21 protein-coding genes are annotated in these 22,835 nt (G+C 63.0%); 17 read left to right on the top strand and 4 right to left on the bottom strand.

The window, feature by feature from the left end:
- Positions 1-257 precede the first annotated feature (257 nt).
- The 16 genes from dsrA to H6935_16215 all read left to right on the top strand — a co-directional run bounded on the left by dsrA (position 258) and on the right by H6935_16215 (position 15,953).
- Positions 258-1,559, top strand: coding sequence for a dissimilatory-type sulfite reductase subunit alpha (gene dsrA / locus H6935_16290; protein MCP5279894.1), 1,302 nt, complete (start codon positions 258-260; stop codon positions 1,557-1,559).
- Between the two features lie 87 nt (positions 1,560-1,646).
- Positions 1,647-2,720 (top strand): dissimilatory-type sulfite reductase subunit beta, encoded by a 1,074-nt coding sequence (dsrB, locus tag H6935_16285; GenBank protein MCP5279893.1) that lies wholly within the window; start codon positions 1,647-1,649, stop codon positions 2,718-2,720.
- A gap of 63 nt (positions 2,721-2,783) precedes the next feature.
- The gene (gene tusD, locus H6935_16280; protein ID MCP5279892.1) at positions 2,784-3,176 is read left to right on the top strand and encodes a sulfurtransferase complex subunit TusD; all 393 of its coding nucleotides are present in this window, start codon (positions 2,784-2,786) and stop codon (positions 3,174-3,176) included.
- An 11-nt stretch (positions 3,177-3,187) separates the two neighbouring features.
- Positions 3,188-3,580 (top strand): sulfurtransferase complex subunit TusC, encoded by a 393-nt coding sequence (tusC, locus tag H6935_16275; GenBank protein MCP5279891.1) that lies wholly within the window; start codon positions 3,188-3,190, stop codon positions 3,578-3,580.
- A 15-nt stretch (positions 3,581-3,595) separates the two neighbouring features.
- Positions 3,596-3,895, top strand: a complete 300-nt coding sequence (dsrH, locus tag H6935_16270; GenBank protein MCP5279890.1) for a sulfurtransferase complex subunit TusB — start codon at positions 3,596-3,598, stop codon at positions 3,893-3,895.
- 23 nt (positions 3,896-3,918) lie between these two features.
- On the top strand, positions 3,919-4,254 hold the full coding sequence (locus H6935_16265; GenBank protein ID MCP5279889.1) for a TusE/DsrC/DsvC family sulfur relay protein: 336 nt from the start codon (positions 3,919-3,921) through the stop codon (positions 4,252-4,254).
- 141 nt (positions 4,255-4,395) lie between these two features.
- Positions 4,396-5,133: a respiratory nitrate reductase subunit gamma gene (locus H6935_16260; protein ID MCP5279888.1), complete on the top strand. Its 738-nt coding sequence runs from the start codon at positions 4,396-4,398 to the stop codon at positions 5,131-5,133.
- Positions 5,134-5,186: 53 nt separating this feature from the next.
- Complete coding sequence (locus tag H6935_16255; GenBank protein MCP5279887.1) at positions 5,187-6,710, top strand: (Fe-S)-binding protein; 1,524 nt, start codon at positions 5,187-5,189, stop codon at positions 6,708-6,710.
- Between the two features lie 100 nt (positions 6,711-6,810).
- Positions 6,811-8,787 carry an NAD(P)-binding protein gene (locus tag H6935_16250; GenBank protein MCP5279886.1) on the top strand — a complete coding sequence of 659 codons (1,977 nt, stop codon included), beginning with the start codon at positions 6,811-6,813 and terminating at the stop codon, positions 8,785-8,787.
- Between the two features lie 29 nt (positions 8,788-8,816).
- Positions 8,817-9,287: a hypothetical protein gene (locus tag H6935_16245; GenBank protein MCP5279885.1), complete on the top strand. Its 471-nt coding sequence runs from the start codon at positions 8,817-8,819 to the stop codon at positions 9,285-9,287.
- Positions 9,284-10,027 (top strand): 4Fe-4S dicluster domain-containing protein, encoded by a 744-nt coding sequence (locus H6935_16240; GenBank protein ID MCP5279884.1) that lies wholly within the window; start codon positions 9,284-9,286, stop codon positions 10,025-10,027. The genes H6935_16245 and H6935_16240 overlap by 4 nt, the downstream gene beginning before the upstream one ends.
- A 3-nt stretch (positions 10,028-10,030) precedes the next feature.
- Positions 10,031-11,248, top strand: coding sequence for a polysulfide reductase NrfD (gene nrfD, locus H6935_16235; protein ID MCP5279883.1), 1,218 nt, complete (start codon positions 10,031-10,033; stop codon positions 11,246-11,248).
- Positions 11,249-11,321: 73 nt separating this feature from the next.
- Positions 11,322-12,716, top strand: a complete 1,395-nt coding sequence (locus H6935_16230; protein MCP5279882.1) for a cobyrinate a,c-diamide synthase — start codon at positions 11,322-11,324, stop codon at positions 12,714-12,716.
- Positions 12,717-12,758: 42 nt separating this feature from the next.
- The gene (locus tag H6935_16225; protein ID MCP5279881.1) at positions 12,759-13,118 is read left to right on the top strand and encodes an iron-sulfur cluster assembly accessory protein; all 360 of its coding nucleotides are present in this window, start codon (positions 12,759-12,761) and stop codon (positions 13,116-13,118) included.
- A gap of 86 nt (positions 13,119-13,204) precedes the next feature.
- Positions 13,205-14,650: a uroporphyrinogen-III C-methyltransferase gene (gene cobA, locus H6935_16220; protein MCP5279880.1), complete on the top strand. Its 1,446-nt coding sequence runs from the start codon at positions 13,205-13,207 to the stop codon at positions 14,648-14,650.
- Between the two features lie 106 nt (positions 14,651-14,756).
- Positions 14,757-15,953: a methionine gamma-lyase gene (locus H6935_16215; GenBank protein ID MCP5279879.1), complete on the top strand. Its 1,197-nt coding sequence runs from the start codon at positions 14,757-14,759 to the stop codon at positions 15,951-15,953.
- A gap of 100 nt (positions 15,954-16,053) precedes the next feature.
- On the opposite strand, the gene H6935_16210 is transcribed toward H6935_16215, so the two are convergent.
- Positions 16,054-18,732: a bifunctional acetate--CoA ligase family protein/GNAT family N-acetyltransferase gene (locus H6935_16210; protein MCP5279878.1), complete on the bottom strand. Its 2,679-nt coding sequence runs from the start codon at positions 18,730-18,732 to the stop codon at positions 16,054-16,056.
- 157 nt (positions 18,733-18,889) lie between these two features.
- On the opposite strand from H6935_16210, the gene H6935_16205 reads away from it, so the two are divergent.
- Entirely contained in the window at positions 18,890-19,813 is a 924-nt protein-coding gene (locus H6935_16205) for a histone deacetylase family protein (protein MCP5279877.1), read from the top strand.
- Positions 19,814-19,882: 69 nt separating this feature from the next.
- Here H6935_16205 and H6935_16200 read toward each other — a convergent pair whose 3' ends face one another.
- The 3 genes from H6935_16200 to H6935_16190 form a co-directional block, all read right to left on the bottom strand.
- The gene (locus H6935_16200) at positions 19,883-20,485 is read right to left on the bottom strand and encodes a hypothetical protein (protein MCP5279876.1); all 603 of its coding nucleotides are present in this window, start codon (positions 20,483-20,485) and stop codon (positions 19,883-19,885) included.
- A 68-nt stretch (positions 20,486-20,553) separates the two neighbouring features.
- On the bottom strand, positions 20,554-21,216 hold the full coding sequence (gene phoU / locus H6935_16195) for a phosphate signaling complex protein PhoU (GenBank protein MCP5279875.1): 663 nt from the start codon (positions 21,214-21,216) through the stop codon (positions 20,554-20,556).
- A gap of 167 nt (positions 21,217-21,383) precedes the next feature.
- Positions 21,384-22,826, bottom strand: coding sequence for a cbb3-type cytochrome c oxidase subunit I (locus H6935_16190; GenBank protein MCP5279874.1), 1,443 nt, complete (start codon positions 22,824-22,826; stop codon positions 21,384-21,386).
- Between the last annotated feature and the right edge of the window lie 9 nt (positions 22,827-22,835).

Here is a 22,835-nt window from a genome sequence, read left to right as displayed (position 1 = left end):
GTATCAGTATGTGTTGATATGCCTATTATCTGACATTTTTGCTCAGGTATAGGTATGCCCGGCATGGGGATGTGTCACCTACCCGTTCGGGTAGGTGGGGATTACCCGAGTGAAAGACCCACTTACTCCATCGGAATGATGGTGGCGTGGATAAGCGCTCCCTAATATGCTGGCACGTATTCCGAATCGGCTGAGTGGCCGCCGGAAAGTGTTTGGATGTGACGACACCGTGTTCGAGACTTCAAGGAGAAACACAGATGGCTAAGCAGATGCACGACACGCCCAACCTGGACGATCTGGAGAAGGGCCCTTGGCCTTCCTTCGTCACTGGTCTGAAGCGCCTGGCGAAAGACAATGACATGATGGTTGACCTGATGGGTCAACTGGAAACTTCCTATAACACCCGATTCGGTTACTGGAAGGGTGGCACTGTTGGTGTGGTGGGCTATGGTGGCGGCATTATTCCCCGCTTCACCGAACTCAAGGATGAGAACCACAAGCCCCTCTTTCCCGAAGCCGCCGAGTTCCACACCCTGCGCATCATTCCTCCCGCCGGCATGCACTACACATCTGACCTGTTGCGTCAGCTGTGCGATGGCTGGCTCGAGACCGGTGGTTCAGGGCTGATCGCGTTTCACGGCCAGTCCGGCGACATCATGTTCCAGGGCATCAAGACCGAGAACGTGCAGAAGGCCTTCGACAAGTTCAACGAGATGGGCTTCGATCTGGGTGGTGCAGGCCCCGCCCTGCGTACCTCCATGTCCTGCGTGGGCTCCGCCCGTTGCGAAATGTCCTGCTTCGATGAGGCTCGTGCACTGCGCGTTGTCATCAACAACAACATTGATGACATGCACCGCCCCTCCCTGCCCTACAAGTTCAAGTTCAAGTTCTCCGGCTGTCCCAACGACTGCGTGAACTCCATCCAGCGTTCTGACATGGCCACCATCGGCACCTGGCGCGACAACATGCGGGCCGACGAGAAAATGGCCCGCGACTGGATGGCCGCCCACAGCATGGAAGACCTGACCAACATGGTCGTGAGCATGTGCCCCACCCGTGCCATCCGCTTGGTGAAGAACGACGGCGCTGCCGCTGGCGAAGGCATCACCAAGGTGGCCGTGTCCGACGCCAACTGTCTGGAGATCGACAACCACAACTGCGTGCGTTGCATGCACTGCCTGAACGTCATGCCCGGCGCCCTGCTGCCCGGCAAGGACAAGGGTGTCACCATCCTGGTGGGGGGCAAGAGCGTGCTGAAGATTGGTGCCACCATGGGCACCGTGATCATCCCGTTCATGAAGTTGGAGTCTGACGAGGACTTCGAGAAACTGAACGAACTGTCCCGGAACATCCTGGACTTCTTCGCCGAGAACGCTCTTGAGCACGAGCGCACCGGCGAGATGATCGAGCGCATCGGTCTGGTGAACTTCCTCGAGGGTCTGGACCTGGAAGTGGATCCCAACATGGTCATCCATCCCCGCACCAACCCCTACGTCCGCACCGACGGCTGGGACGAGGAGGCCGAGAAGTGGTTCGAGCGCAAGCAGGCCGCGGCCTAACCTGGTAGTCGAGTAGTGCAGCCGTCTAGTGGCGGCTGCACGAAAAGTGAATATTGATATCCTGATCTCACTTAGTTGGAGACAAGAATGGCTGAACGTACTCACGAGACCATCGAGTCCGGTACCCCGGATCCGATGCCCTATATGCACCCCGTCATGAGGAACAACTACGGCAAGTGGGTGTTTCACTCCCATCCCAAGCCGGGTGTTCTGTATCACCGTGCCGAAAATGGCGATGAAGTCTGGACCGTCAAGGCCGGCACACAGCGCCAGATGGACCACTACACCATCCGCAAGCTGGCTGATATCGCCGACCAGTTCGCCGATGGTTACGTGCGCTTCACCACCCGTTCAAACATCGAGTACATGGTCACCGACCAGTCCAAGGTCGAGCCCCTGATCAAGTCCCTCACCGACAACGGCTTCCCCGTGGGCGGCACCGCCAACTCCGTGTCCATGATCGCCCACACCCAGGGCTGGCTGCACTGCGACATCCCGGGTACCGACGCCTCCGGCGCCGTGAAGGCCCTGATGGACGAACTGTATGACGAGTTCGTCAAGTGCGAGATGCCTAACCGCGTCAAGCTGTCCACCTCCTGCTGCGAGATCAACTGCGGCGGCCAGGCCGACATCGCCATCGTGATCCAGCACACCAAACCTCCCAAGATCAACCATGATCTGGTGGCCAACATCTGCGAGCGCCCTTCCGTCGTGGCCCGTTGCCCCGTTGCGGCCATCCGTCCCGCCCTGGTGAACGGCAAGCCCTCCCTGGAAGTGGACGAGAAGAAATGCATCTGCTGCGGCGCCTGTTTCCCTCCCTGCCCGCCCATGCAGATCAACGATCCCGAGCATTCCAAGTTCGCGATCTGGGTTGGCGGAAAGAACTCCAATGCCCGTTCCCGTCCCACCTTCCACAAGCTGGTGGCCGCAGGTATCCCGAACAACCCCCCGCGGTGGCCCGAGGTCAGCGAGATCGTCAAGAAGATCCTGGCGACCTACAAGGCCGATGGCCGTCCCTGGGAGCGCATGAACGACTGGATCGACCGTATCGGTTGGCCCGCGTTCTTCGAGAAGACTGGTCTGCCCTTCACCAAGTATCACATCGATAACTGGCGCGGTGGTCGGAACAGCCTGAACGCTTCCGCCCATATCCGCTTCTGATCTGTCGCGGCCCGGTCAGCCGGGCTGCGGTCTACTCGGATATTCGGAGATAGGGATATACAAATGAAAATCGGTATTTTGATTAACGAAGGCCCATACCAGCATCAGGCCTCCGACTCGGCATACATGTTCGCCAAGGCGGCCATCGCCAAGGGGCATGAGGTCTTTCGCGTGTTCTTCTATCACGACGGTGTGAACAATGCCACGCGCTTGACCGTGCCCCCTGCTGACGATCGTCACATCGTCAACCGCTGGGCGGCCCTGGGTGAAGAGCACAAGATCGATATGGTGGTCTGCATCGCCGCTGCCCAGCGCCGCGGCATGATGGACGAGAACGAGGCCAAGCGTCAGGGCAAGGATGCCAACAACATCCATCCTGCTTTCCGCATTTCTGGTCTGGGTCAGTTGGTCGAGGCGGGCATCCAGTGCGACCGCCTGGTGACTTTTGGTGATTGAGGGGGATGGCAATGTCCGATGATATGGATATGGAAGAAGGCGGCACGATCAAGAAGTTCATGTTCGTGAACCGCAAGGCCCCCTACGGCACCATCTATGCCCTGGAGAGCCTGGAAGTGGTGCTCATTTCCGCTGCCTTCGAGCAGGATGTGAGCCTGGCCTTCCTGGACGACGGCGTTTACCAGCTGGTAAAGAACGTCAATACGGAAGGCATCGAGATGAAGAGCTTTTCCAAGACCTATCGCGCCTTGGAGGGTTACGACATCGAGAAGCTCTACGTGGACCGTGAGTCCATGGAGATGCGCGGCCTGACCGAAGACGACCTGGTGGTGGATGTCCAGGTGGTCAGCGCGGCTGAAATGGCCGACCTGATGAATGAGCAGGACGTGGTGATCAGTTCCTGATCGGAGAACGCGAAAATGCTGCACATAGTAAACAAGTCCCCCACCGAGCGTAACAGCGTTGAAAGCTGTCTGGCTCATGCAACTAAAGGCTCCAAGGTGCTGCTGATCGAGGACGCGGTCTACGCGGCCACGAAGGGCGGTGCCGCAGAGGCGAAGGTCAAGTCGGCCATGGCCGATCTGACCATCTACGCACTGCAACCTGATCTGGCTGCCCGTGGTATGGCAGATCGGGTGATCGATGGCGTGAATCTGGTGGATTACGGCGGTTTTGTGGATCTGGTCGCCGAGCAGACCAACTGCCAATCCTGGTTGTAATTACTGATAGAAGGAGTAACACGATGGCTACCGTAAATATCGCCGGTAAAGATGTTGACGTCGACGAGGAAGGCTACCTGACCAACCTGGCTGACTGGAACCGTGACGTGGCCGAGTACCTGGCCAAGGAAGAGAAGGTCGACATGACCGACGCTCACTGGGAAGTGATCGACTTCCTGCGCGAGTACTACGACGAGTATCAGATCGCTCCCGCCATCCGCGTGCTGACCAAGGCCATCGGAAAGAAGCTGGGTCCGGACAAGGGCAACAACAAGTACCTGTACGAACTGTTCCCCTACGGCCCCGCCAAGCAGGCCTGCAAGATCGGTGGTCTGCCCAAGCCCACCGGCTGCATCTGATCGCTTGTACCGGGGTCTCGCAGTGGCCCCGTGGTTGAACTGCCCGGCGGGCAAGCCCGCCGGTGCTGTTGGTTTTGTGTCGCGTCTCCTGCCAGAGAATGGCAGTCTGATGCTTGTTAATCTGCCAATGCAGAGGAACGGATGACTTCGTTGACGATTTTCTACATGGGGCTGTTCTATTTCGCCGCGCTGGTGTTCATCGGCGGTGTGGCCTATCGCATCTTCGAGTACAGCCGTACACCGGCCCCCCTCTCTATTCCCACTACGCCTGCGCCCACAACCCGTTCTGGCGTTGCCTTGCGAATGGCACGTGAGGTGGTCATCTTCGAATCCCTGTTCAAGTCCAATAAGTGGATTTGGGTTTTTGGCTGGCTGTTCCATGTGGGCCTGGCCCTGGTGCTGCTGCGCCATGTGCGCTATTTCCAGGAGCCCGTGTGGTTCGTGGTGGAATTCATCCAGCCCTTCGGCATGTACGCCAGCTTCGCCATGGTGGCCGGCTTGGCCGGCCTCTGGGCCCGTCGCTTCCTGGTGGACCGGGTGCGCTACATATCAACCCCTTCCGACCACCTCATGCTGGCCTTGCTCATCGCCATCGGCCTGTCCGGGATGATGATGACCTTCGTATCCCATACCGACATCGTCGCCCTCAAGGCCTTCATGCTGGGGCTCATGACCTTTGACTGGCATCCCGTGCCCACGGACGGCGTACTTCTCGTTCACCTGTTCCTGGTGGCCCTGCTGATGATCATCTTTCCCATCAGCAAGCTTCTGCATGCCCCCGGCATATTCTTCAGCCCCTCGCGCAACATGGTGGACAATCCCCGCGAGCGCCGTCATATGGCGCCCTGGGCTGCCGCACTTGATCGCGACAAAGCCTAACCACGACGGTTGATTTGCAACCTGAACAGAGCGTAGAGAAATAAGGAGCAAACGTGGCCGGTCCCGAGTTTGAAGTTCCCACGCTGACGGAATACACGGAAGTCCCGAAGATCAAGGAAGGCGCCATGGCGCACCTGAAGACCTTCCAGGCTGCCGAGGCTTCCCAGTCCTTCCTGGGCTATCCCTTCGAGCTGGGGGAGGACTGGAAGGAGCGGGCCATCGATCGCATGGGCCAGATACTGGAGAAGTTCCGCTCCGTTCGTGTGTTCATGGACGCCTGCGTGCATTGCGGCGCCTGCACCGACAAGTGCCATTACTTCCTCGGTACCGCCGATCCCAACAACATGCCCGTGGCGCGTCAGGAACTGATGCGCAAGGTCTATCGCCGCTACTTCACCCTGCCGGGCAAGATCGCCCCTTGGCTGGTAGGTGCTGAAGATTTGACCAAGGAAACCCTGGACAAGTGGCACAACTACTATCACCAGTGTTCCGAGTGCCGTCGTTGCTCCGTGTATTGCCCCTACGGCATCGACACGGCCGAGATCACCATGGCCGGCCGCGAGATACTGAACTATGTGGGCATTGGCCAGAAGTACTCCAGCGAAATCCTGAACAAGGTTCAGAAGATCGGTAACAACCTGGGACTGCCCGGTCCCGCCCTGGAGGACACCCTGGAAGGCCTGGAAGAGGACATCGAAGCGGACACAGGCGTACCCGTGAAGATCCCTCTGGACGTCAAAGGCGCGGAAATTCTGCTGGTGACGCCCTCCGCCGATTTCTTCTCCGAGCCCCACGTGGATTCCCTCATCGGCTACGCCAAGGTGTTCCATGCCGCCGGCGTTTCCTGGACCCTGTCCAGCCATGCCTCCGAGGCGGGCAATTTCGGCCTGTTCAACGGCAACTACGAGACCATGCGCACAGTAGCCATGCGCATCCGCGACGCGGCCCTGGAATTGGGCGTGAAGCGCATCATCGTGGGCGAATGCGGCCATGCCTGGCGTGTGGCCTATGCCTACTGGAATACGCTGACCGGCATCGGCTGGGGTGGCGCGGACGAATTCTCGAAGAAACTCCAGGATCAACTGGACATGCGCTATCCCCAGCCCATGCACATCTGCGAATACACCTGGGACCTCATCGAGAAGGGCGTACTGAAGTTCGACAAGTCCCTGAACGACGATCGGGTCATCACTTATCACGATTCCTGCAACGTGGCCCGCGCTTCCCGCATGGGCGACGAACCGGGTGGCCAGTTCACCATCCCGCGCAACATCATCAAGGCGGTGGCCAACAACTTCCATGACATGCCGGACGGCACCATCGGCGAAGCGACATTCTGCTGTGGCGGCGGTGGTGGCATGCTGACGGACGACCTCATCGAGGCTCGCGTCAAGGGTGCGTTGCCCCGCATGAACGCCTACAACAACGTCGTGCAGAAGGAGGGTGTGAACTTCCTGGCATTGATCTGCGCCATCTGCAAGGCCCAGTTCACCAAGGTGTTGCCGTATTACGGCTTTGATCGCGGCAGTGTGGGCGGTGTGCACCAGTTGGTGAGCACGGCCATCAAGCTGGATTGATTTGAAGTAAACAGGCGGTTGTGCCCTGGGCACGCCGCCAGATGAGATGAGCGGTTACGTATCGTCGTAACCACATGAATTTGACGATAGGAGAGCGAAGATGGCTGTCACTTCCAAGAATGTTGCCAAGACCGAAGGTAAAGTATGGCGTCGCTACAAGGACGGCGAGACCGAGGAGAACTATCGCAGCAATCAGGACAAGATCTTTCAGGCCAGCTGGACGCACAAGTGCCCTGAATACGTGCACTCCACGCCTCCCTGCCAGGGATCCTGCCCCGCCGGTGAGGACATTCGCGGCTATCTGAACATCGTGCGTGGCATCGAGAAGCCCCCCGTGGGCGCTGATGGCAAACCCAGCATGACCTGGCAGGAATATGCCTTCCGCCGCATGACCAGTGCCAACCCATTCCCCGCCGTCATGGGCCGTGTCTGTCCCGCTCCCTGCGAGTCCGGCTGCAACCGCAACCAGGTGGAAGAGAACGTCGGCATCAACTCCGTCGAACACTTCGTCGGCAACTGGGGCCTGGACAACAACCTGGGCTTCGAGAAGCCCGCCCAGGAGTCCGGCAAGAAAGTCGCCATCATCGGTGGCGGCCCCGCCGGTCTGGCCGCTGCTTACCAGCTGCGCCGCATGGGCCATGGCTGCACCATTTTTGATGACCACGCCGAACTCGGCGGCATGATGCGCTACGGCATCCCCGGCTTCCGGACCCCCCGCGAGGTGCTTGATGGCGAGATCAAGCGCATCATCGACATGGGCGTCGAGACCAGGCTGAACACCCGCATCGGCACCGACATCAGCATGGAGCAGATCGAGAAGGACTACGACGCGGTGCTGTTCGCCCTGGGCGCCCAGGGCGGCCGCTCCCTGCCGGTGGACGGCGCCGACGCACCCAACTGCGTGACCGCCGTGGCCTTCCTGCGGGCCTTCAACGAAGGCCGCCTGCAGCACGTGGGCGACAAGGTGGTGGTCATCGGTGGTGGCGACACCTCCATCGACGTGGCCACCGTGGCCCGCCGCCTGGGCAAGGTCACCAACGCAGCCACCTCCGACCTGCCCGAGATGGTGCTGGCCGGCCATGCCGCCCATGACGTGGCCTCCATCGCCGCCCGCCAGGGCGTCGAAGTTGTGCTGATCTCCCGCGCCACTATCGACAAGATGGCCGCCAACAAGCACGAAGTGGAGCAGGCCAAATCCGAAGGCATCGAGATCGTCGGCGGCGTGACCCCCGTCGCCGTGGTGAAGGACGCCAGTGGCCGTGCCGTGGCCCTGCGTGTGGCCGAGTTCGAGATGGTGGGCCGGGATACAAAGATCATCGACGGCACCGAGCGTGACATCGACGCCACCCTGATCGTATCCGCCATCGGCCAGGCCGTGGACTTCACCGGCCTGGAAGGCTTCAACAACAACAACGGCCTGATCAAGACCGACAAGAACTATCGTTTCCCCGGCAAGGAGAACGTGTTCGTCGCCGGAGACGTGATCCGTCCCCACCTGCTCACCACCGCCATCGGCCATGCCCGCATCTGCGCGGAAGGCATCGACGCTTTCCTGAAGGGCGAGGAAGCCGACAAGCGTCCGAAAGTTGACGTGGCCCATTGGGACCAGGTCCGCAAGTGGGTGGAAGCCGGTCACGAGTACAAGGAGCACCACGGCCAGACCTGGGGCACCGACAGCTGGAAGGACACCCTGCATAACTTCGAGGATCGCTCCGGACGCTACGTGATCCCTTCCACCGAGATGTTCCTGGGCCACTTCATGAACGTGCCCCGCAACCAGCGTGGCGTGACCGTGCTGGACAAGGACTCTGCCCTGGGCAACTTCGAGGATCGTCTGCACGCCCTGGACGAGAAGCAGGTGGTGGACGAGGCCAAGCGCTGCATGTCCTGCGGCCTGTGCTTCGAGTGCGACAACTGCGTCATCTACTGCCCCCAGACCGCCGTCTTCAAGGTCAAGAAGAAGGACGGCCCCACCACCGGCCGTTACGTGGACACCGACTACACCAAGTGCATCGGCTGCCATATCTGCGCTGACGTGTGCCCCACCGGCTACATCGTCATGGGCATGGGCGACTAAGACTGGGCATGGGCAAAGGAAGAACTGGCATGGCGAGAAGCATCCGCACCTGGCTGCGCCTCGCCGTCCTCGCGGCGGTGGCGGCCTTCATGGCCGTCCCCTCCATGCAGGCGGCGGCGGGCGTTGACCTACCCAAGCTGGATTTAGGAAAAATCGCAAGCACGGGGGACAAGTGCGTGGAAGACACGCAATTCATGCGTCGCAATCACATGGACCTCCTCAAACACCATCGTGACGACACTATGCGCAAGGGCATTCGCACCACAAGGCACAGCCTGAAAAAGTGCGTGGAATGCCATGCCAGCGAGAAGACGGGCAGCGTGGCCGCCAGCAAGGAGGACTTCTGCGCGGCCTGCCACAGCTACGCCAGCGTCAAGCTGGATTGCTGGGATTGCCATGCCACCAAGCCGGCAAAAAAGCCAGCCCCCCAGGCTGGCTTGCCCGCAGCCTCTCCCCTCATGGCCACCACCAAGAATGGCGCTAGCGGAGACAGCCAATGAGCCAATCCAACGACAAGCAGCATCAGGACCGCCGTGATTTCCTCAAGGCAGGCGCCCTGGTCGCCGGCATGACCCTGGGACCCGGCGTTTTGTTCTATGGCGTGGCCCATAGCCGCGCCCCTGAGGAAGCGGCCACCGGCGACAAGCGTTGGGGCATGCTCATCGACACCACCAAGTGCGGAGATGGCTGCAACGACTGTGTCACGGCCTGCAACGCCGAGAACGGCCTCGACGGCAAGATTGGCCCCCAGGACAGCCAGTGGATCCGCAAGGTTAACGTCAAGGACCTGCGCACGGGTTTCGTACAGAACATGCCCATGCTCTGCCAGCACTGCGAGAATCCTCCCTGCGTGGACGTATGCCCCACCGGCGCTTCAATGAAGCGGGCCGACGGCATCGTGCTGGTGGACCGTCACATCTGCATCGGCTGCCGCTACTGCATGATGGCCTGCCCCTACAAGGCCCGTTCCTTCGTGCATGAGCCCCTCACCGACCAGAACCCGGAAGTGCCTCGGGGCAAGGGCTGCGTTGAGTCCTGCACCTTCTGCGTGCAGCGCGTGGACCGGGACGAAACACCCGCCTGCGTCGAAGCCTGCAATGCCAGCGGCCACAATGCCATGATCTTCGGCGATCTCATGGACCCGGAAAGCGAGTTGTCCCGGGCGCTCAAGGCCAGCGACAGCACGGAGGTGCGTGGCGATCTTGGCCTCAACACCGGCGTGCGTTATCAGGGGATCTAAGCGATGTCACAAGAACTCTGCATTAATCAGAGGCCCTGCCGCACAAACCTGTTCCTGACCCTCCTGGGCCTTGGGGGCTTGGTGGTGCTTGGGGGGTTGTATGCCTTCTTTACCCTGGAACACCACGGTCATGTCCTCACCGGCATGAACAACCAGGTGGTCTGGGGCCTGCCCCACGTGTTTGCCGTGTTTCTCATCGTCGCCGCATCCGGCGCCCTGAACGTGGCCTCCATCGGCTCGGTCTTCGGCAAGGAGGTGTACAAGAAACGCGCCCCGCTGTCGGGCATGCTGGCACTTGCTCTGCTGGCGGGTGGCCTGGCCATTCTGGTTCTGGACCTCGGTCGTCCTGATCGCCTGATCGTGGCCATGACCCACTACAACTTCAAGTCCATCTTTGCCTGGAACATGATTTTCTACAACGGCTTCTTCGCCATTGTGGGCCTGTACCTGATCACATTGATGGACCGCAAATTGAAGTCCTGGTCCAAGCCCGTGGGTTATACCGCCTTCTTCTGGCGCCTGGGCCTCACCACCGCTACGGGCTCCATCTTCGGCTTCCTCGTCGCCCGGGCCGGCTACAACTCCGCCCTCATGGCGCCCATGTTCATCATCATGTCCTTCGCCTACGGCCTGGCCATCTTCATGGTGGTGCAGTCCGCCATGTTCCGCTGGAACGAAATGCGCCTGGACGAGACCATCCGCCGTCGATTGAAGAACCTGCTGGCCGTGTTTGTAGGTGCCTCCCTTTACTTCACCGTGGTCTTCCACCTCACCAACCTGTATTTCGCCAAGCAGTGGGCATTCGAGCGCTGGATACTCTTGGAAGGTGGCACCTACACCACGGTGTTCTGGGTGGGGCAAGTGTTTCTGGGCGGCATTGTTCCCCTTGTCCTGCTGTTCATCCCCCGCTCCAGGGATGCCCAGGCCATGTGCTTCTGCTTCCTGGCACCCTTGCTGGTGATTCTGGGGGGAATGGCGCAAATGTACGTCACCATCGTCGGTGGCCAGGCCTTCCCGCTGCAGATGTTCCCAGGCCATGAAGTCAGCAGCACCTTCTTTGACGGCGTGGTTGCGGATTACACCCCCAGCATCTACGAATGGCTCCTGGGACTGGGCGGCGTCGGCATCACGTTCATCCTGACCGTCGTGGCCGTACGCGTATTCAAGTTTCTGCCCGAGGATGATTTCCAGACCATGACGGGCCGGAGAAGCACCGACTGATCCATGTATCGGTAACAAGGAAAAGCCGACAAATTTTGTCGGCTTTTTGCTTTCAAGCCGGTAAAATTTACCCATGTCCCGTTTGTTCATTTCCGCAGCCCACAAGTCATCCGGCAAGACCACGGTCACGCTGGGCTTGTGCCGTGCCCTGCGCAACCTGGGCCAGCGGGTGCAGGCCTTCAAGAAGGGACCGGACTACATCGACCCGATCTGGCATGGTCTGGCTGCTGGCAGGCCCAGCTACAACCTGGACTTCCACATGATGGGCCTGGACGAGATCGGTGCCCTGTTCGCCCGTCATGCCCGGCACGCGGACATCAGCATCATCGAAGGCAACAAGGGTCTTTACGACGGTATGGACCTGGATGGTTCCAACAGCAATGCAGCCCTGGCCAAGGAGCTCCGGGCCCCCGTCGTGCTGGTGCTGGACACCCAGGGCATGACCCGGGGCGTGGCGCCCCTGATCCTGGGCTACCAGGCCTTCGACCGGGACGTGGAAATTGCCGGCGTAATCCTCAACAAGGTGGGGGGCCCCCGCCATGAGGAAAAGCTGCGGGCGGTCATCGAACGCTATACGGACGTGAAGGTTCTGGGGGCGGTCCGAACTGACCACCGCCTGGCCATCGTCGAGCGCCACCTGGGCCTCATGCCCGGCAACGAGACCGAGGCAGCGGAGGAACGCATCGAGGTCATTGCCGCCCGGGTGGCGGAGCAGGTTGACCTGCAGGCCGTGCTGGAACTGGCACAGGCGGCCAAGAAAGCCATTGGCCCACCAGCGCCGCCCGTTTCCGCACCGCCCCGGGCGCCCGGTCTGCGCCTGGCCTATGCCCATGACCGAGCTTTCGGCTTCTATTACCAGGAAGACATGGACACCCTGCGGGACGCCGGCGTGGACCTGCTGCCCGTGGACACCCTCAAGGAGGTAGTCCTCCCTGACTGCGACGGCCTGCTCATCGGCGGAGGTTTCCCGGAGGTGTTCGCAGGTGACCTGGCGGGCAATGCCGGCCTGCGCGGGGACATCCGGCGCGCGGTGGAAGCGGGTTTGCCCGTTTATGCTGAATGCGGCGGCCTCATGTATCTGGCCCGCAGCCTGAGCTGGGATGGACCCAGGCACGAGATGGTGGGAGTGGTGCCCGGCGACGTTGTCATGGGCAGCAGGCCTGTGGGCAGGGGCTATGCCGTGCTGGAAGAGACGGGGGACGCTCTCTGGCCAATCCAGGCCCGGACGATACCCGCCCACGAATTCCACTACTCCCATCTGGAAAATCTGCCGTCCGGCCTCAAGTATGCATACCGGGTCCTGCGGGGCCATGGCATCACGGACGGAATGGACGGCTTCGTCCACAAGAACCTGCTGGCCAGCTACTGCCACCGTCGCGGCAGTGGTCCCCAGGGCTGGATCAACCCATTTCTCGACCAGGCGCGTGCGTACCGGTCGAAACGAGAGGCGGCTCGCAAGGCCGCTTGATTAAACGCGCAACGCACTGCGCACTCTAGAGAGGAAACAGACATGATCAGTCTGACCAAGGAAGCCGCCGAACAGATTCGCGTGGCGCAAAAGGACGCTGGCGCAGACAACATGGCCTTGCGCATTGCCGCCCGTGTGAACGATGCCGGCATGCTGGAATTCGGCATGGGCTTCGACGACGAGCGTGAAAACGACGCCGCCGTGGATTCCTGGGGCGTGACCCTGCTCATCAATGCCCATTCCGCGCCCATGCTGGATGACGTCACCATCGACTTCGCCGAAGTGAGCCCGGGCGAATCCCGCTTCGTGTTCATGAAGGCCAGCGCCGGCGGCTGCGGCAGCAGCGGCGGCGGCGGCGGTTGCGGATCCGGCGGTTGTGGATCCGGCGGCTGTGGCAGCTGATGCCGGATTGACAGATGTTAAGGCGCCTCCGGGCCGGCCATGCAACCCTGGCCTGGCCCTTCGCTTACTGATGCACTAATCACGCCATGGATTACCTGCCCATATTCCTCGACCTGCGCGGCCGCAAAGGCCTTGTGGTGGGCGGCGGTGACACCGCCGCGCGCAAGGCCTCCCTCATGCTCAACGCTGGCGCCTGGGTCACCGCGGTGTCGTCCGAGCCCCTGTCTACGGCCTTCGCCGAACTGGCCGGCACCGACCGGCTCATCCATGTCCAGGCGGACTTCGCCGAGTCACATCTGGACGGCATGGACGTGGTGTTCGCCGCCAGCGAGGACGAGGCCCTGGACAAGGCCGTCCACGACGCCGCCCGGGCCCGCCACATCCCCGTCAACGTAGTGGACAAGCCCGAGGCCTGCTCTTTCATCATGCCCTCCATCATCGATCGCTCCCCGGTCATGGTGGCGGTCTCCAGCGGTGGTGAGGCTCCGGTGCTGTCACGCCTGTTGCGGGCCCGGCTGGAGACCCTCATCCCCGCTGGCTACGGGCGCCTGGCCGCCCTGGCCGGACGCTTCAAGCAGGCCGTACGCAGCAAATTCACCACTACTGCGGAGCGGCGCAAGTTCTGGGAAAAGGCCTTCCTGTCTCCCATTGCCGAGATGGTGTTCTCCGGCAGGGAGCAGGAGGCGGAGGCCAGCCTCCAGGCCATGATCAAGGCCCAGGAAAACGCGCCCCAGGTTGGCGAGGTGTACCTGGTGGGAGCGGGACCGGGCAATCCGGACCTGCTCAACTTCCGCGCCCTGCGCCTCATGCAGCAGGCCGATGTGGTGGTCTATGACCGCCTGGTCTCGCCCCCCATCCTGGACATGTGCCGCAGGGACGCTGACCGTCTCTACGTGGGCAAGGAACGGGACAACCATGCCGTGCCCCAGGATGAGATCAATATGGTGCTGGTGCGCCTGGCCCAGGAAGGCAAGCGGGTATTGCGCCTGAAGGGGGGCGACCCCTTCATATTCGGCCGGGGCGGCGAGGAGATCGAGACCCTGCGGGAGCACGGCGTGCCCTTCCAGGTGGTGCCCGCCGTGACGGCGGCGGCCGGCGTGGCCTCCTACGCCGGCATCCCACTCACCCACCGGGACCACGCCCAGGCCCTCATCCTGGTCACAGGCCACCTGAAGGACGGTACCATGGACCTGGATTGGGACATGCTGTGCCGGCCCCGCCAAACCATCGTCATCTACATGGGTCTCAAGGGCCTGGTGACCCTGTGCGAGGAGATGCAGAAGCACGGCCTGCCCGGCGATACCCCCGCCGCCATCGTGCAGCAGGGTACCACCCTTAACCAGAAGACCGTCACCGGTACCCTGGCAACCTTGCCGGCCCTGGCCGCCCAGGCGGAACTGAAGCCGCCCACGCTGATCATTGTGGGCAGCGTGGTGAGCCTGCACGCCAAGCTGAACTGGTTCAATCCCGAGCCGGCGGACGACGACCACTGGCATACCCCTCTGGACAAACCGGCGGCGCTGGAGCACTGATCCAGCATGCCATCGACAGCGGCGGACTTCGGTCCGCCGTTGTCTTTGCGGGCCAGGCATCGAACAATTCGCCCTCCACCAACGATAACCATAGAGACAAGGCAACATGAGCCACGACACCAACGTTCCCCAGGGCTTCTCCACCCGAGCCATCCATCTGGGCTACGACCCCTACGCTAGCCCCGGGGCCCTGAACCCGCCCCTCTACCTGAGCTCCACCTACACCTTCCCCACCACGGCGGACGGCAGCGCCCGATTCGCCGGGGAGCAGGAAGGCTTCGTCTACTCCCGGGTGGGGAACCCCACCACGGCCCTTCTGGAGGCGCGCCTGGCCAGCCTGGAAGGGGGCGAGAGCGCGGTGGTGACGGCTTCGGGCCAGGGGGCCACCACTTCCCTGCTGTGGACCTTGCTGGCCCCTGGCGACCAGGTCATCGCCGACAAGACCCTGTACGGATGCACCTTCGCCTACCTGAATCACGGCCTGGCCAAGTTTGGCGTGCAAATCACCCACGTGGACCTTAGCGATGCGGCCAATCTGGAAAGGGCCCTGACGCCCGCCACCAAGGTGGTGTTTTTCGAATCTCCGGCCAACCCAAACATGCGCCTGGTGGACATCTCCGCCGTGGCGGCCATTGCCCGCCGCCATGGGGCGGTGACGGTGGTGGACAACACCTACTGCACGCCTTATCTGCAGCGGCCGCTTGCCTTGGGCGCGGATTTCGTCGTGCATTCCGCCACCAAGTACCTTGGGGGCCACGGCGATCTGCTGGCCGGGGCGGTCATAGGGCCCAAGGCGGTGCTGGACCAGGTGCGCTTCCACGGTGTCAAGGACATGACCGGCGCGGTAATGTCCTCCCAGGATGCCTTCCTGGTGCTGCGGGGCCTGAAGACCCTGGCCTTGCGCATGGACCGCCATTGCGACAACGCGGACCGCGTTGCGGCCTTCCTGGCCAGCCACCCCAAGGTGGGTGTGGTGCATTTCCCCGGCCTGGAATCCTTCCCACAGAAAGAGCTGGCCCATCGCCAGATGTCCCGTCCAGGAGGGATGGTGGCCTTCGAACTCAAGGAAGGAATCGAGGCGGGGCGCCGCTTCATGGACGCCCTTGGCCTGTTCACCCGGGCCGTGAGCCTGGGCGACGCGGAAAGCCTGGCCCAGCATCCGGCCAGCATGACCCACTCCACCTACACCCCGGAGGAGCGGGCCCAGCACTATATCGCCGAAGGCCTGGTGCGCCTGTCCGTGGGGCTGGAAGACGCGGAGGACCTGCTGGCCGACCTGGCTCAGGCCCTGGATGCGGTCTGAGACGTAGTAGTCCGGAGGCGCGTCGGCGAGTCCGGGGCTGACCGCCCTGGAAACCAGTCCCTGACTCGGCCTCGGGGCCTCCTCCGGGCTACGGTCGGCCTCAGAGTGTGCGCGTCACCCACTTGATGTCGGTGTCGTCCGGGTGGGGCTCGATGCGGAAGCCCAGGCCCTCCACCAGGTGCAGCATCTTGCGGTTGGTCTTCAGCACCTCGCCCTCGAAATCCCTCACGCCCTTGGCCCGGGCCACGTCCATGAGCACGTTCATGAGCTTGTGGCCGATGCCCTGGTGCTGCCAGCGATCGTCCACCACCAGGGCAAACTCGGCGTTGACCAGGGTGGAGTCCACGGCATAGCGTGCCACGCCCATTTCCACGTCCTTGCCGTCGATCTGGGTCACCATGAGCAGGGCCATTTCCCGGTCATAGTCGATCTGGGTCAGGCGGGCCAGCATGCTGGGAGACAACTCCTGCACGGCGTCCATGTAGCGGAAGTACTTGGTCTCCGCCGACAGGCCCCGCACGAACTCCTGGGTCATCTCCGCGTCCTCCGGGCGGATGGGGCGGATCACCACGTCCATGCCGTTGGGCAGTTGCCACTGGCTCACCAGATGAGCGGGGTAGGGGTGGATGGCCATGTGGCCATAGCGATCCGCGCCATGGGTCCGGGCGGCGATGACGATGCGGGCGTCGGCGGCCAGGGCGCCATGCTCGTCCACCAGCAGGGGGTTGATGTCCAGTTCCGCGATCCAGGGCAGTTCGCACACCATCTCCGACACCCGCAGCAGCACCTGCTCCACCGCCGTGAAGTCGGCGGAGGGGCGCTTGCGGAACTCGCCCAGCAGCTTGGACACCCGGGTGCGCTTGATCAGGTCGTCGGCCAGGTATCGGTTCAGGGGAGGCAGCGACACGGCCCGGTCCTGGAAGGCTTCCACGTCCACTCCGCCGGCTCCGAAGGCGATGACTGGGCCCAGCACCGGGTCCGTCACCACGCCCACCAGCACTTCCCTGGCGTTGGGACGGGTCACCATGGGCTCGATCACCACGCCGTCCAGCACCGCGTCGGGCACGTGCTTGTGCACCTCGGCCATCATGCCGGAATAGGCGGCCCGCACCGCCTGTCCGTTGGACAGGCCCAGGCGCACGCCGCCCACGTCGGACTTGTGGCTCACCTGCTGGGAGTTGATCTTCATGGCCACCGGGTAGCCGATCTGCTGGGACATGAGCATGGCCTCGGTGGCGTCCCGGGCGATGCTGGTCTGGGCCACGGCGATGTGGAAGGCGGAAAGCAGGGCCTTGGATTCCACCTCGTTGAGCAGGTGCCGGCCCTGGGACAGGGCGTTCTCCACGATCATGCGCGCCCCGTCCACGTCAGGCGGTTCCTGGTGGGAGAGAGGGCCCGGGGTCTGCATGAGCAGGCGCTGGTTCTCGTAGAAGGCGGACAGGTAGGAGAACACTTCCACCGCCGGCTCCGGGGTGGTGAAGTAGGGCAGGCCCGCTTCCTTGAACAGCTTGCGGCCTTCCGCCACCTGGCTTTCGCCCATCCAGCAGGTGAGCACCGGCTTGCTGGAGCCCTTGGCCACGTCCACCACCGCCTGGGCGGCCTCGGTGGGCTTGGTCATGGCCTGGGGCGTGAGCATGGCCAGTACCCCGTCCACGCCCGGGTCCGCCAGGCAGGCCGAGAGGGCGGCGCGGTAACGCTCCGCGCCCGCGTCGCCGATGATGTCCACGGGGTTGCCGTGGGACCAGGTGGCGGGCAGGGCGGCGTTGAGCTGCTCCATGGTCTGGGGCGCCAGTTCCGCCAGGCGGATGCCCAGTTCCACCGCCCGGTCCGTGGCCATGACGCCGGGGCCGCCGCCGTTGGTGAGGATGGTGAGGCGGTTGCCGGTGGGGTGGATGTGGGCGGCCAGGGCCCGGGCGCAGGCGAAGAGTTGCAGGATGGTGGTCACCCGCACCACGCCGGCCCGGCGCACCAAGGCCTCGAACACCGCGTCGGAGCCCACCAGGGCGCCGGTGTGGGAGGCCACGGCCTTGGAGCCCGCCTCCTGGCGGCCCACCTTCACCATCACCACGGGCTTGATGCGGGACACGGCCCGCAGGGCGCTCATGAAGCGGCGGGCGTCGCGGATGCCCTCGATGTACATGAGGATGCCCTTGGTGGCCGGGTCGTGGGCCAGGTAGTCCAGCAGTTCGCCGAAGTCCAGGTCCGCCGAGGCCCCGGTGGAGATGACGCTGGAGAAGCCGATGCCGTTGGATTCCGCCCAGTCCAGCATGGCGGTGCAGATGGCGCCGGACTGGGACACCAGGGCCAGGTCCCCGGGCAGGGCCGTGCCCAGGGCGAAGGTGGCGTTCAGGCCGATGGCCGGTCGCTGGATGCCCAGGCAATTGGGGCCGATGAAGCGGATACCGTGGCGCTTGGCGGTCTGGGCCACTTTCTGTTCCAGCAGGGCACCCTCCTTGCCCACCTCGCGGAAGCCGGCGGACAGCACCACCGCGTGCTTGATGCCCCGGGCGCCGCACTCCTCCAGGATGCCGGGGATGGAAGTGGCGGGAGTGGCGATGATGGCCAGTTCCGGCGTTTCCGGCAGGGCCGTGGCGTTGGGGTAGCACTTGTGGCCCATCACCTCTTCCCGCTTGGGGTTGAGGGGGAACACCTGGCCCCGGAAGCCGGAGGTGACCATGTTGCGGAAGATGATCCCTGCCACGGAGTCCTCCCGGTCGCTGGCGCCGAAAACGGCCACGGAGCGGGGGTGCAGAAGGGGGTGGAGATAATGATGGCTCATTGAATCAGTCCCTGATGTCGAGAAATGCGCGCGATGGATGTCTTGGGGTGTACCCTTGCATGCAAAGCATATGCCCGGTTAGGTTACCCCAACATGAATGCTGTATTACGCGTTCGGGCGTATATTTTTTGCAGTGCACCATATCAAGACAGTCACCATGCATACTGCCTACATCACGCATCCTGCCTGCCTCAAACATGAAATGAGCTCCTGGCATCCCGAGAGCCCGGCCCGTCTGAAAGCCATCGACGACCGTCTCCATGCCGCCCACCTCTTTGACTATCTGGTGCATCGACATGCACCCAAAGTGGGGCGGGAAGAATTGATCCTGGTGCATGACCCGGCCTACGTGGATGCCATTTTCGCCAACGCTCCCAAGGAGGGGCTTGCCCACCTGGACGGCGATACCGCCATGAACCCCCACACCCTGGAGGCTGCCCTCCACGCCGCCGGCGGTGCCGTGCATGCTGTGGACCTGGTGATGGTGGGCGAGGTGGAAAGCGCCTTCGTGGCCTGCCGCCCCCCCGGGCACCACGCCACCCGCAACCAGGCCATGGGCTTCTGCATCTTCAACAACGTGGCCCTGGCGGCGGCCCATGCCCTGGCGCGGCATGATGTGCACCGGGTGGCCATCGTGGACTTCGACGTGCACCACGGCAACGGCACCGAGGACATCTTCCGGGACGATTCCCGTGTCATGCTCTGCTCCACCTTCCAGCATCCCTTCTACCCCTTCTGCTGCGCGGACACCTCTAACGAGCACATCATCAATATCCCCCTGCCGGGGGGCACCACGGGCAAGCAGTACCGGGCGGTCTTCGAGGAGCAGGTGCTGCCCCGTCTGGAGGCCTTCAAGCCCGAACTGATCCTCATCTCCGCCGGCTTCGATTCCCACCTGGAAGACGACATGGGCCAGTTCGGCCTGGTGGAGGCGGACTATGTCTGGATCACCGAGCAGCTCATGGCCGTGGCGGCCAAATATGGCCGGCGGCGCATCGTTTCCGTGCTGGAAGGGGGCTACGAGCTCTCTCCCCTGGGTCGCAGCGTGGCGGCCCACATCAAGACCCTGGCGGATCTGTAGCCGGAGGAGCCAGGCGAGTCCGGGGTTCGACGACCGGTCTCATCCCCGGGCGCGCTCCGCTGCCCCGGACTACTTGGCGCCCGCCGCCCCCAGGCGCGTCTTGATCTCGCCCCGGCACAATTCCGCGAGCGCGGCGTAGGACTCCGGGTTGTCGATGCGCCCATGCAGGGGGAAGGACAGCCCGTCGTAGGCGTGGCTGAACTGCTGGAAGAAGACCTTTCGGGCCCGTTCCAGATCCGCCGGGCTGGCCGGTACAGGGTTGGCGAAGGCTGACCAGGTGATGCCCCGTATCTCCCCTGGCAGGGCCCGCAGCACGTCCCGGTCATAAAGATAGTGCTGGTGCTCGTGGGCCAGCACCACCTTGTAGGCGCAGGAATCGGCTGGGAATTCCCTGGCGATGTAGATGATGGGTTCGGTCTTGATGCGGGTCACCAGGGCCAGGCCCTTTCCGGGTGTGGCCGCCGTCTCAAGGGTACTGGTCATGCGGTTCTGGAACAGGCCCAGGCCGAGTTCGGCTTTGTGTGCGGCGCGATGCAAGCTCCTGAACCCGCCCCTGGCCTGGGCCTGGGTGATCTGGGAGATGCCCTGGGTGTGGTCGATGACCAACGGGCCGTGCTCGATGATGACCCGATTGGGCAACTCGGCTGCGTGGCCGGACAGGGCCAGCGACATCAGCGGCACCACCCGCGTCCATGACAGCCCGGGCCCGGGAATGGCCATCATGGCTTGCGCACCCGGACCTAGTCCAGTTCCTCGATGGTGCCTTCCACCCGGAACACCACCTGCTCGGCGATATTGGTGGCCCGGTCGCCGCAGCGTTCCAGATTGTGGGCGATCCACAGCATGCGGGAACCGTTGTTCACCAGGGCGGGGTTCCCGCGCATGGCGTCCAGGACCAGGGTTACCATGGCGGACATCCGGCCATCCAGCGCGTCGTCCATGGCACCGACCTGGCGGGCCAGGGCAGTGTCGCCGGCCTTGTGGGCCTGCATTGCGTCCATCAGCATCTGCCGGCACGCCAGGGACATGTCCAGGACATGCTCCAGGCCCACGCTTTCCAGGCCGGCCTCGTCCATGCGCAGGATGCTGGAGGCGATGTCGCTGGCATAGTCCCCCATGCGTTCCAGTTCCGCGGCGATGCGCATGTCGGCGACGATATCCCGCAGGTCGTTAGCCACCGGCTGCTGGGAGGCGATGGCCACAAGGCAGTCCTGTTCGATGATGCGGCGGAGCTCGTTGAGGTTGAGGTCGTTCCGCACCAGCCTGTCGCAGTAGGAAAGGTCATGGCTCGTCAGGCAATTCATGGCCTCGGCGATGGCGTTCTTGACTTGTTGGGACAGGGAGCCCAGGTTGGTCTCCACCTGCTTTTTCTTGATGTCCAGGATGTGGTGGGATTCGTGCATGTCGTACCTCCGGTTTTGCGCGTGTATGACTAGCTTACCGAAACCCGGGGAGCGAAGTGTTACATGCTGGCAGGCCACCCACGACGGCGGTGTGGGCGCCAGACGAAAAAAAACCGCCGACTTGCGTCGGCGGCGAGACCCGAAGGAGTCTAAGGAGAGGGGACTCGTTACGCGGCGTGCTCGTGCACGGCGGAGGGACGGGTTTCGCCCTTGCCGATGGTGAGCAGGTCCCAAACCAGGAGCAGGTAGCCCAGGGTGAAGGCCCAGCCGGAGATCATGCGCCACTTCATGCCCTGCACGAACCAGGGGTGGGCCTGGGCGGCGAAGTAGCCCATCCAGGTGGAACCCTCGATGGCGCGCTCGATCTGGGACTGCTCGTAGCCGGCCACCAGCATGCCCATGGTCATGCCGATCATGCCGATCCAGAGCAGGGCCATGGCCCACTTCCACTTCCAGTTACCGGCGAAATGGGCGCTCATCCACACGTTGCCCCGGGACTTCTGGGCAGCCAGGTAGAAGAAGCCGATCACCGCCGTGGAGTAGGCGCCGAAGAAGGCCAGGTGGCCGTGGGAGGCGGACCACTGGGTGCCGTGGGTGTACAGGTTGATCTGGGGCAGGGTGTGCATGAAGCCCCAGACGCCGGCGCCGAAGAAGTTGCCGAAGGCCTGGGCGATGGTCCAGCCCAGGGCGGGGTGATTGGTGCTCTTCAGCTTGTGCACGCCGGCGTCGAACGTCGCATGCACCACCATGGCCACCAGGGGGATGGGTTCCAGGGCGGAGAAGAAGCCGCCGATGGTCAGCCAGTAGTCAGGCGTGCCGATCCAGAAGTAGTGGTGGCCCAGACCCAGGATGCCGGAACCGAACATGAGGGCGACCTCGATGTACAGCCAGGTTTCCACGATCTTGCGGCGCACGCCCAGGGTGACGATCAGCATGTAGGCCATGATGCAGCCCACCAGCACTTCCCAGGTGGCCTCCACCCACAGGTGGATCACCCACCACCACCAGAACTGGTCCACGGAGATGTTGGGGGTGTAGAACATGCCGGCCAGGTACAGGCCGAACAGGGCCAGCAGGTCCATGACCAGTACGCCGCCGATGCCGGTGTACTTGCCCTTGGAGAAGGTGGCGACCACGTTGAAGAAGAAGGTCAACACGGAGACCACGATGCCGATGTCGGCCCAGCGCGGCGCCTCGATGTACTCACGGCCTTCGTTGATGAGCCAGATGGTGCTCATCTCCGCGGGGCCCACCTGGACCAGCAGGTACACCAGGACGACCACCACCACGGCCGAGGTGAGGATCCAGAAGATCAGGTTCCCCAGGCCAAGCCCCACTACCGGGACGCCGGCCTCCTCTTCCAGGACCCAGTAGACCCCGCCGATGAAGCCATACAGCAACCACACCACCAGGGCGTTGACGTGCAGGGTACGGTTGACCGAGAAATCCACCACTTCGTAGAGGAAGTCCGGATAAAGGTATTGCAGACCCGCCAGCATCCCGAACAGGACCTGGGCGCCGAACAGCGCCAACGAGACGGTGAAGTACTTCATGGCCAGTTTCTGGCCGCCGTTCAGGTTGGCGGTACTGAAGATTCCTAGCGCTGCCATTTTGTGTGC

Origin of the sequence: Thiobacillus sp. (genome assembly GCA_024235835.1) — a bacterium.
Taxonomy (GTDB): domain Bacteria; phylum Pseudomonadota; class Gammaproteobacteria; order Burkholderiales; family Thiobacillaceae; genus PFJX01.
Note: the sequence above shows the minus strand (reverse complement) of the source record. Positions and strands in the feature narration are given on the sequence as shown.

Coding starts and splice junctions, on each gene's coding strand:
- dsrA (MCP5279894.1), top strand. CDS start 258: ATGGCTAAGCAGATGCACGACACGCCCAACCTGGACGATCTGGAGAAG.
- dsrB (MCP5279893.1), top strand. CDS start 1,647: ATGGCTGAACGTACTCACGAGACCATCGAGTCCGGTACCCCGGATCCG.
- tusD (MCP5279892.1), top strand. CDS start 2,784: ATGAAAATCGGTATTTTGATTAACGAAGGCCCATACCAGCATCAGGCC.
- tusC (MCP5279891.1), top strand. CDS start 3,188: ATGTCCGATGATATGGATATGGAAGAAGGCGGCACGATCAAGAAGTTC.
- dsrH (MCP5279890.1), top strand. CDS start 3,596: ATGCTGCACATAGTAAACAAGTCCCCCACCGAGCGTAACAGCGTTGAA.
- H6935_16265 (MCP5279889.1), top strand. CDS start 3,919: ATGGCTACCGTAAATATCGCCGGTAAAGATGTTGACGTCGACGAGGAA.
- H6935_16260 (MCP5279888.1), top strand. CDS start 4,396: ATGACTTCGTTGACGATTTTCTACATGGGGCTGTTCTATTTCGCCGCG.
- H6935_16250 (MCP5279886.1), top strand. CDS start 6,811: ATGGCTGTCACTTCCAAGAATGTTGCCAAGACCGAAGGTAAAGTATGG.
- H6935_16245 (MCP5279885.1), top strand. CDS start 8,817: ATGGCGAGAAGCATCCGCACCTGGCTGCGCCTCGCCGTCCTCGCGGCG.
- H6935_16240 (MCP5279884.1), top strand. CDS start 9,284: ATGAGCCAATCCAACGACAAGCAGCATCAGGACCGCCGTGATTTCCTC.
- nrfD (MCP5279883.1), top strand. CDS start 10,031: ATGTCACAAGAACTCTGCATTAATCAGAGGCCCTGCCGCACAAACCTG.
- H6935_16230 (MCP5279882.1), top strand. CDS start 11,322: ATGTCCCGTTTGTTCATTTCCGCAGCCCACAAGTCATCCGGCAAGACC.
- H6935_16225 (MCP5279881.1), top strand. CDS start 12,759: ATGATCAGTCTGACCAAGGAAGCCGCCGAACAGATTCGCGTGGCGCAA.
- cobA (MCP5279880.1), top strand. CDS start 13,205: ATGGATTACCTGCCCATATTCCTCGACCTGCGCGGCCGCAAAGGCCTT.
- H6935_16215 (MCP5279879.1), top strand. CDS start 14,757: ATGAGCCACGACACCAACGTTCCCCAGGGCTTCTCCACCCGAGCCATC.
- H6935_16210 (MCP5279878.1), bottom strand. CDS start 18,732: ATGAGCCATCATTATCTCCACCCCCTTCTGCACCCCCGCTCCGTGGCC.
- H6935_16205 (MCP5279877.1), top strand. CDS start 18,890: ATGCATACTGCCTACATCACGCATCCTGCCTGCCTCAAACATGAAATG.
- H6935_16200 (MCP5279876.1), bottom strand. CDS start 20,485: ATGTCGCTGGCCCTGTCCGGCCACGCAGCCGAGTTGCCCAATCGGGTC.
- phoU (MCP5279875.1), bottom strand. CDS start 21,216: ATGCACGAATCCCACCACATCCTGGACATCAAGAAAAAGCAGGTGGAG.
- H6935_16190 (MCP5279874.1), bottom strand. CDS start 22,826: ATGGCAGCGCTAGGAATCTTCAGTACCGCCAACCTGAACGGCGGCCAG.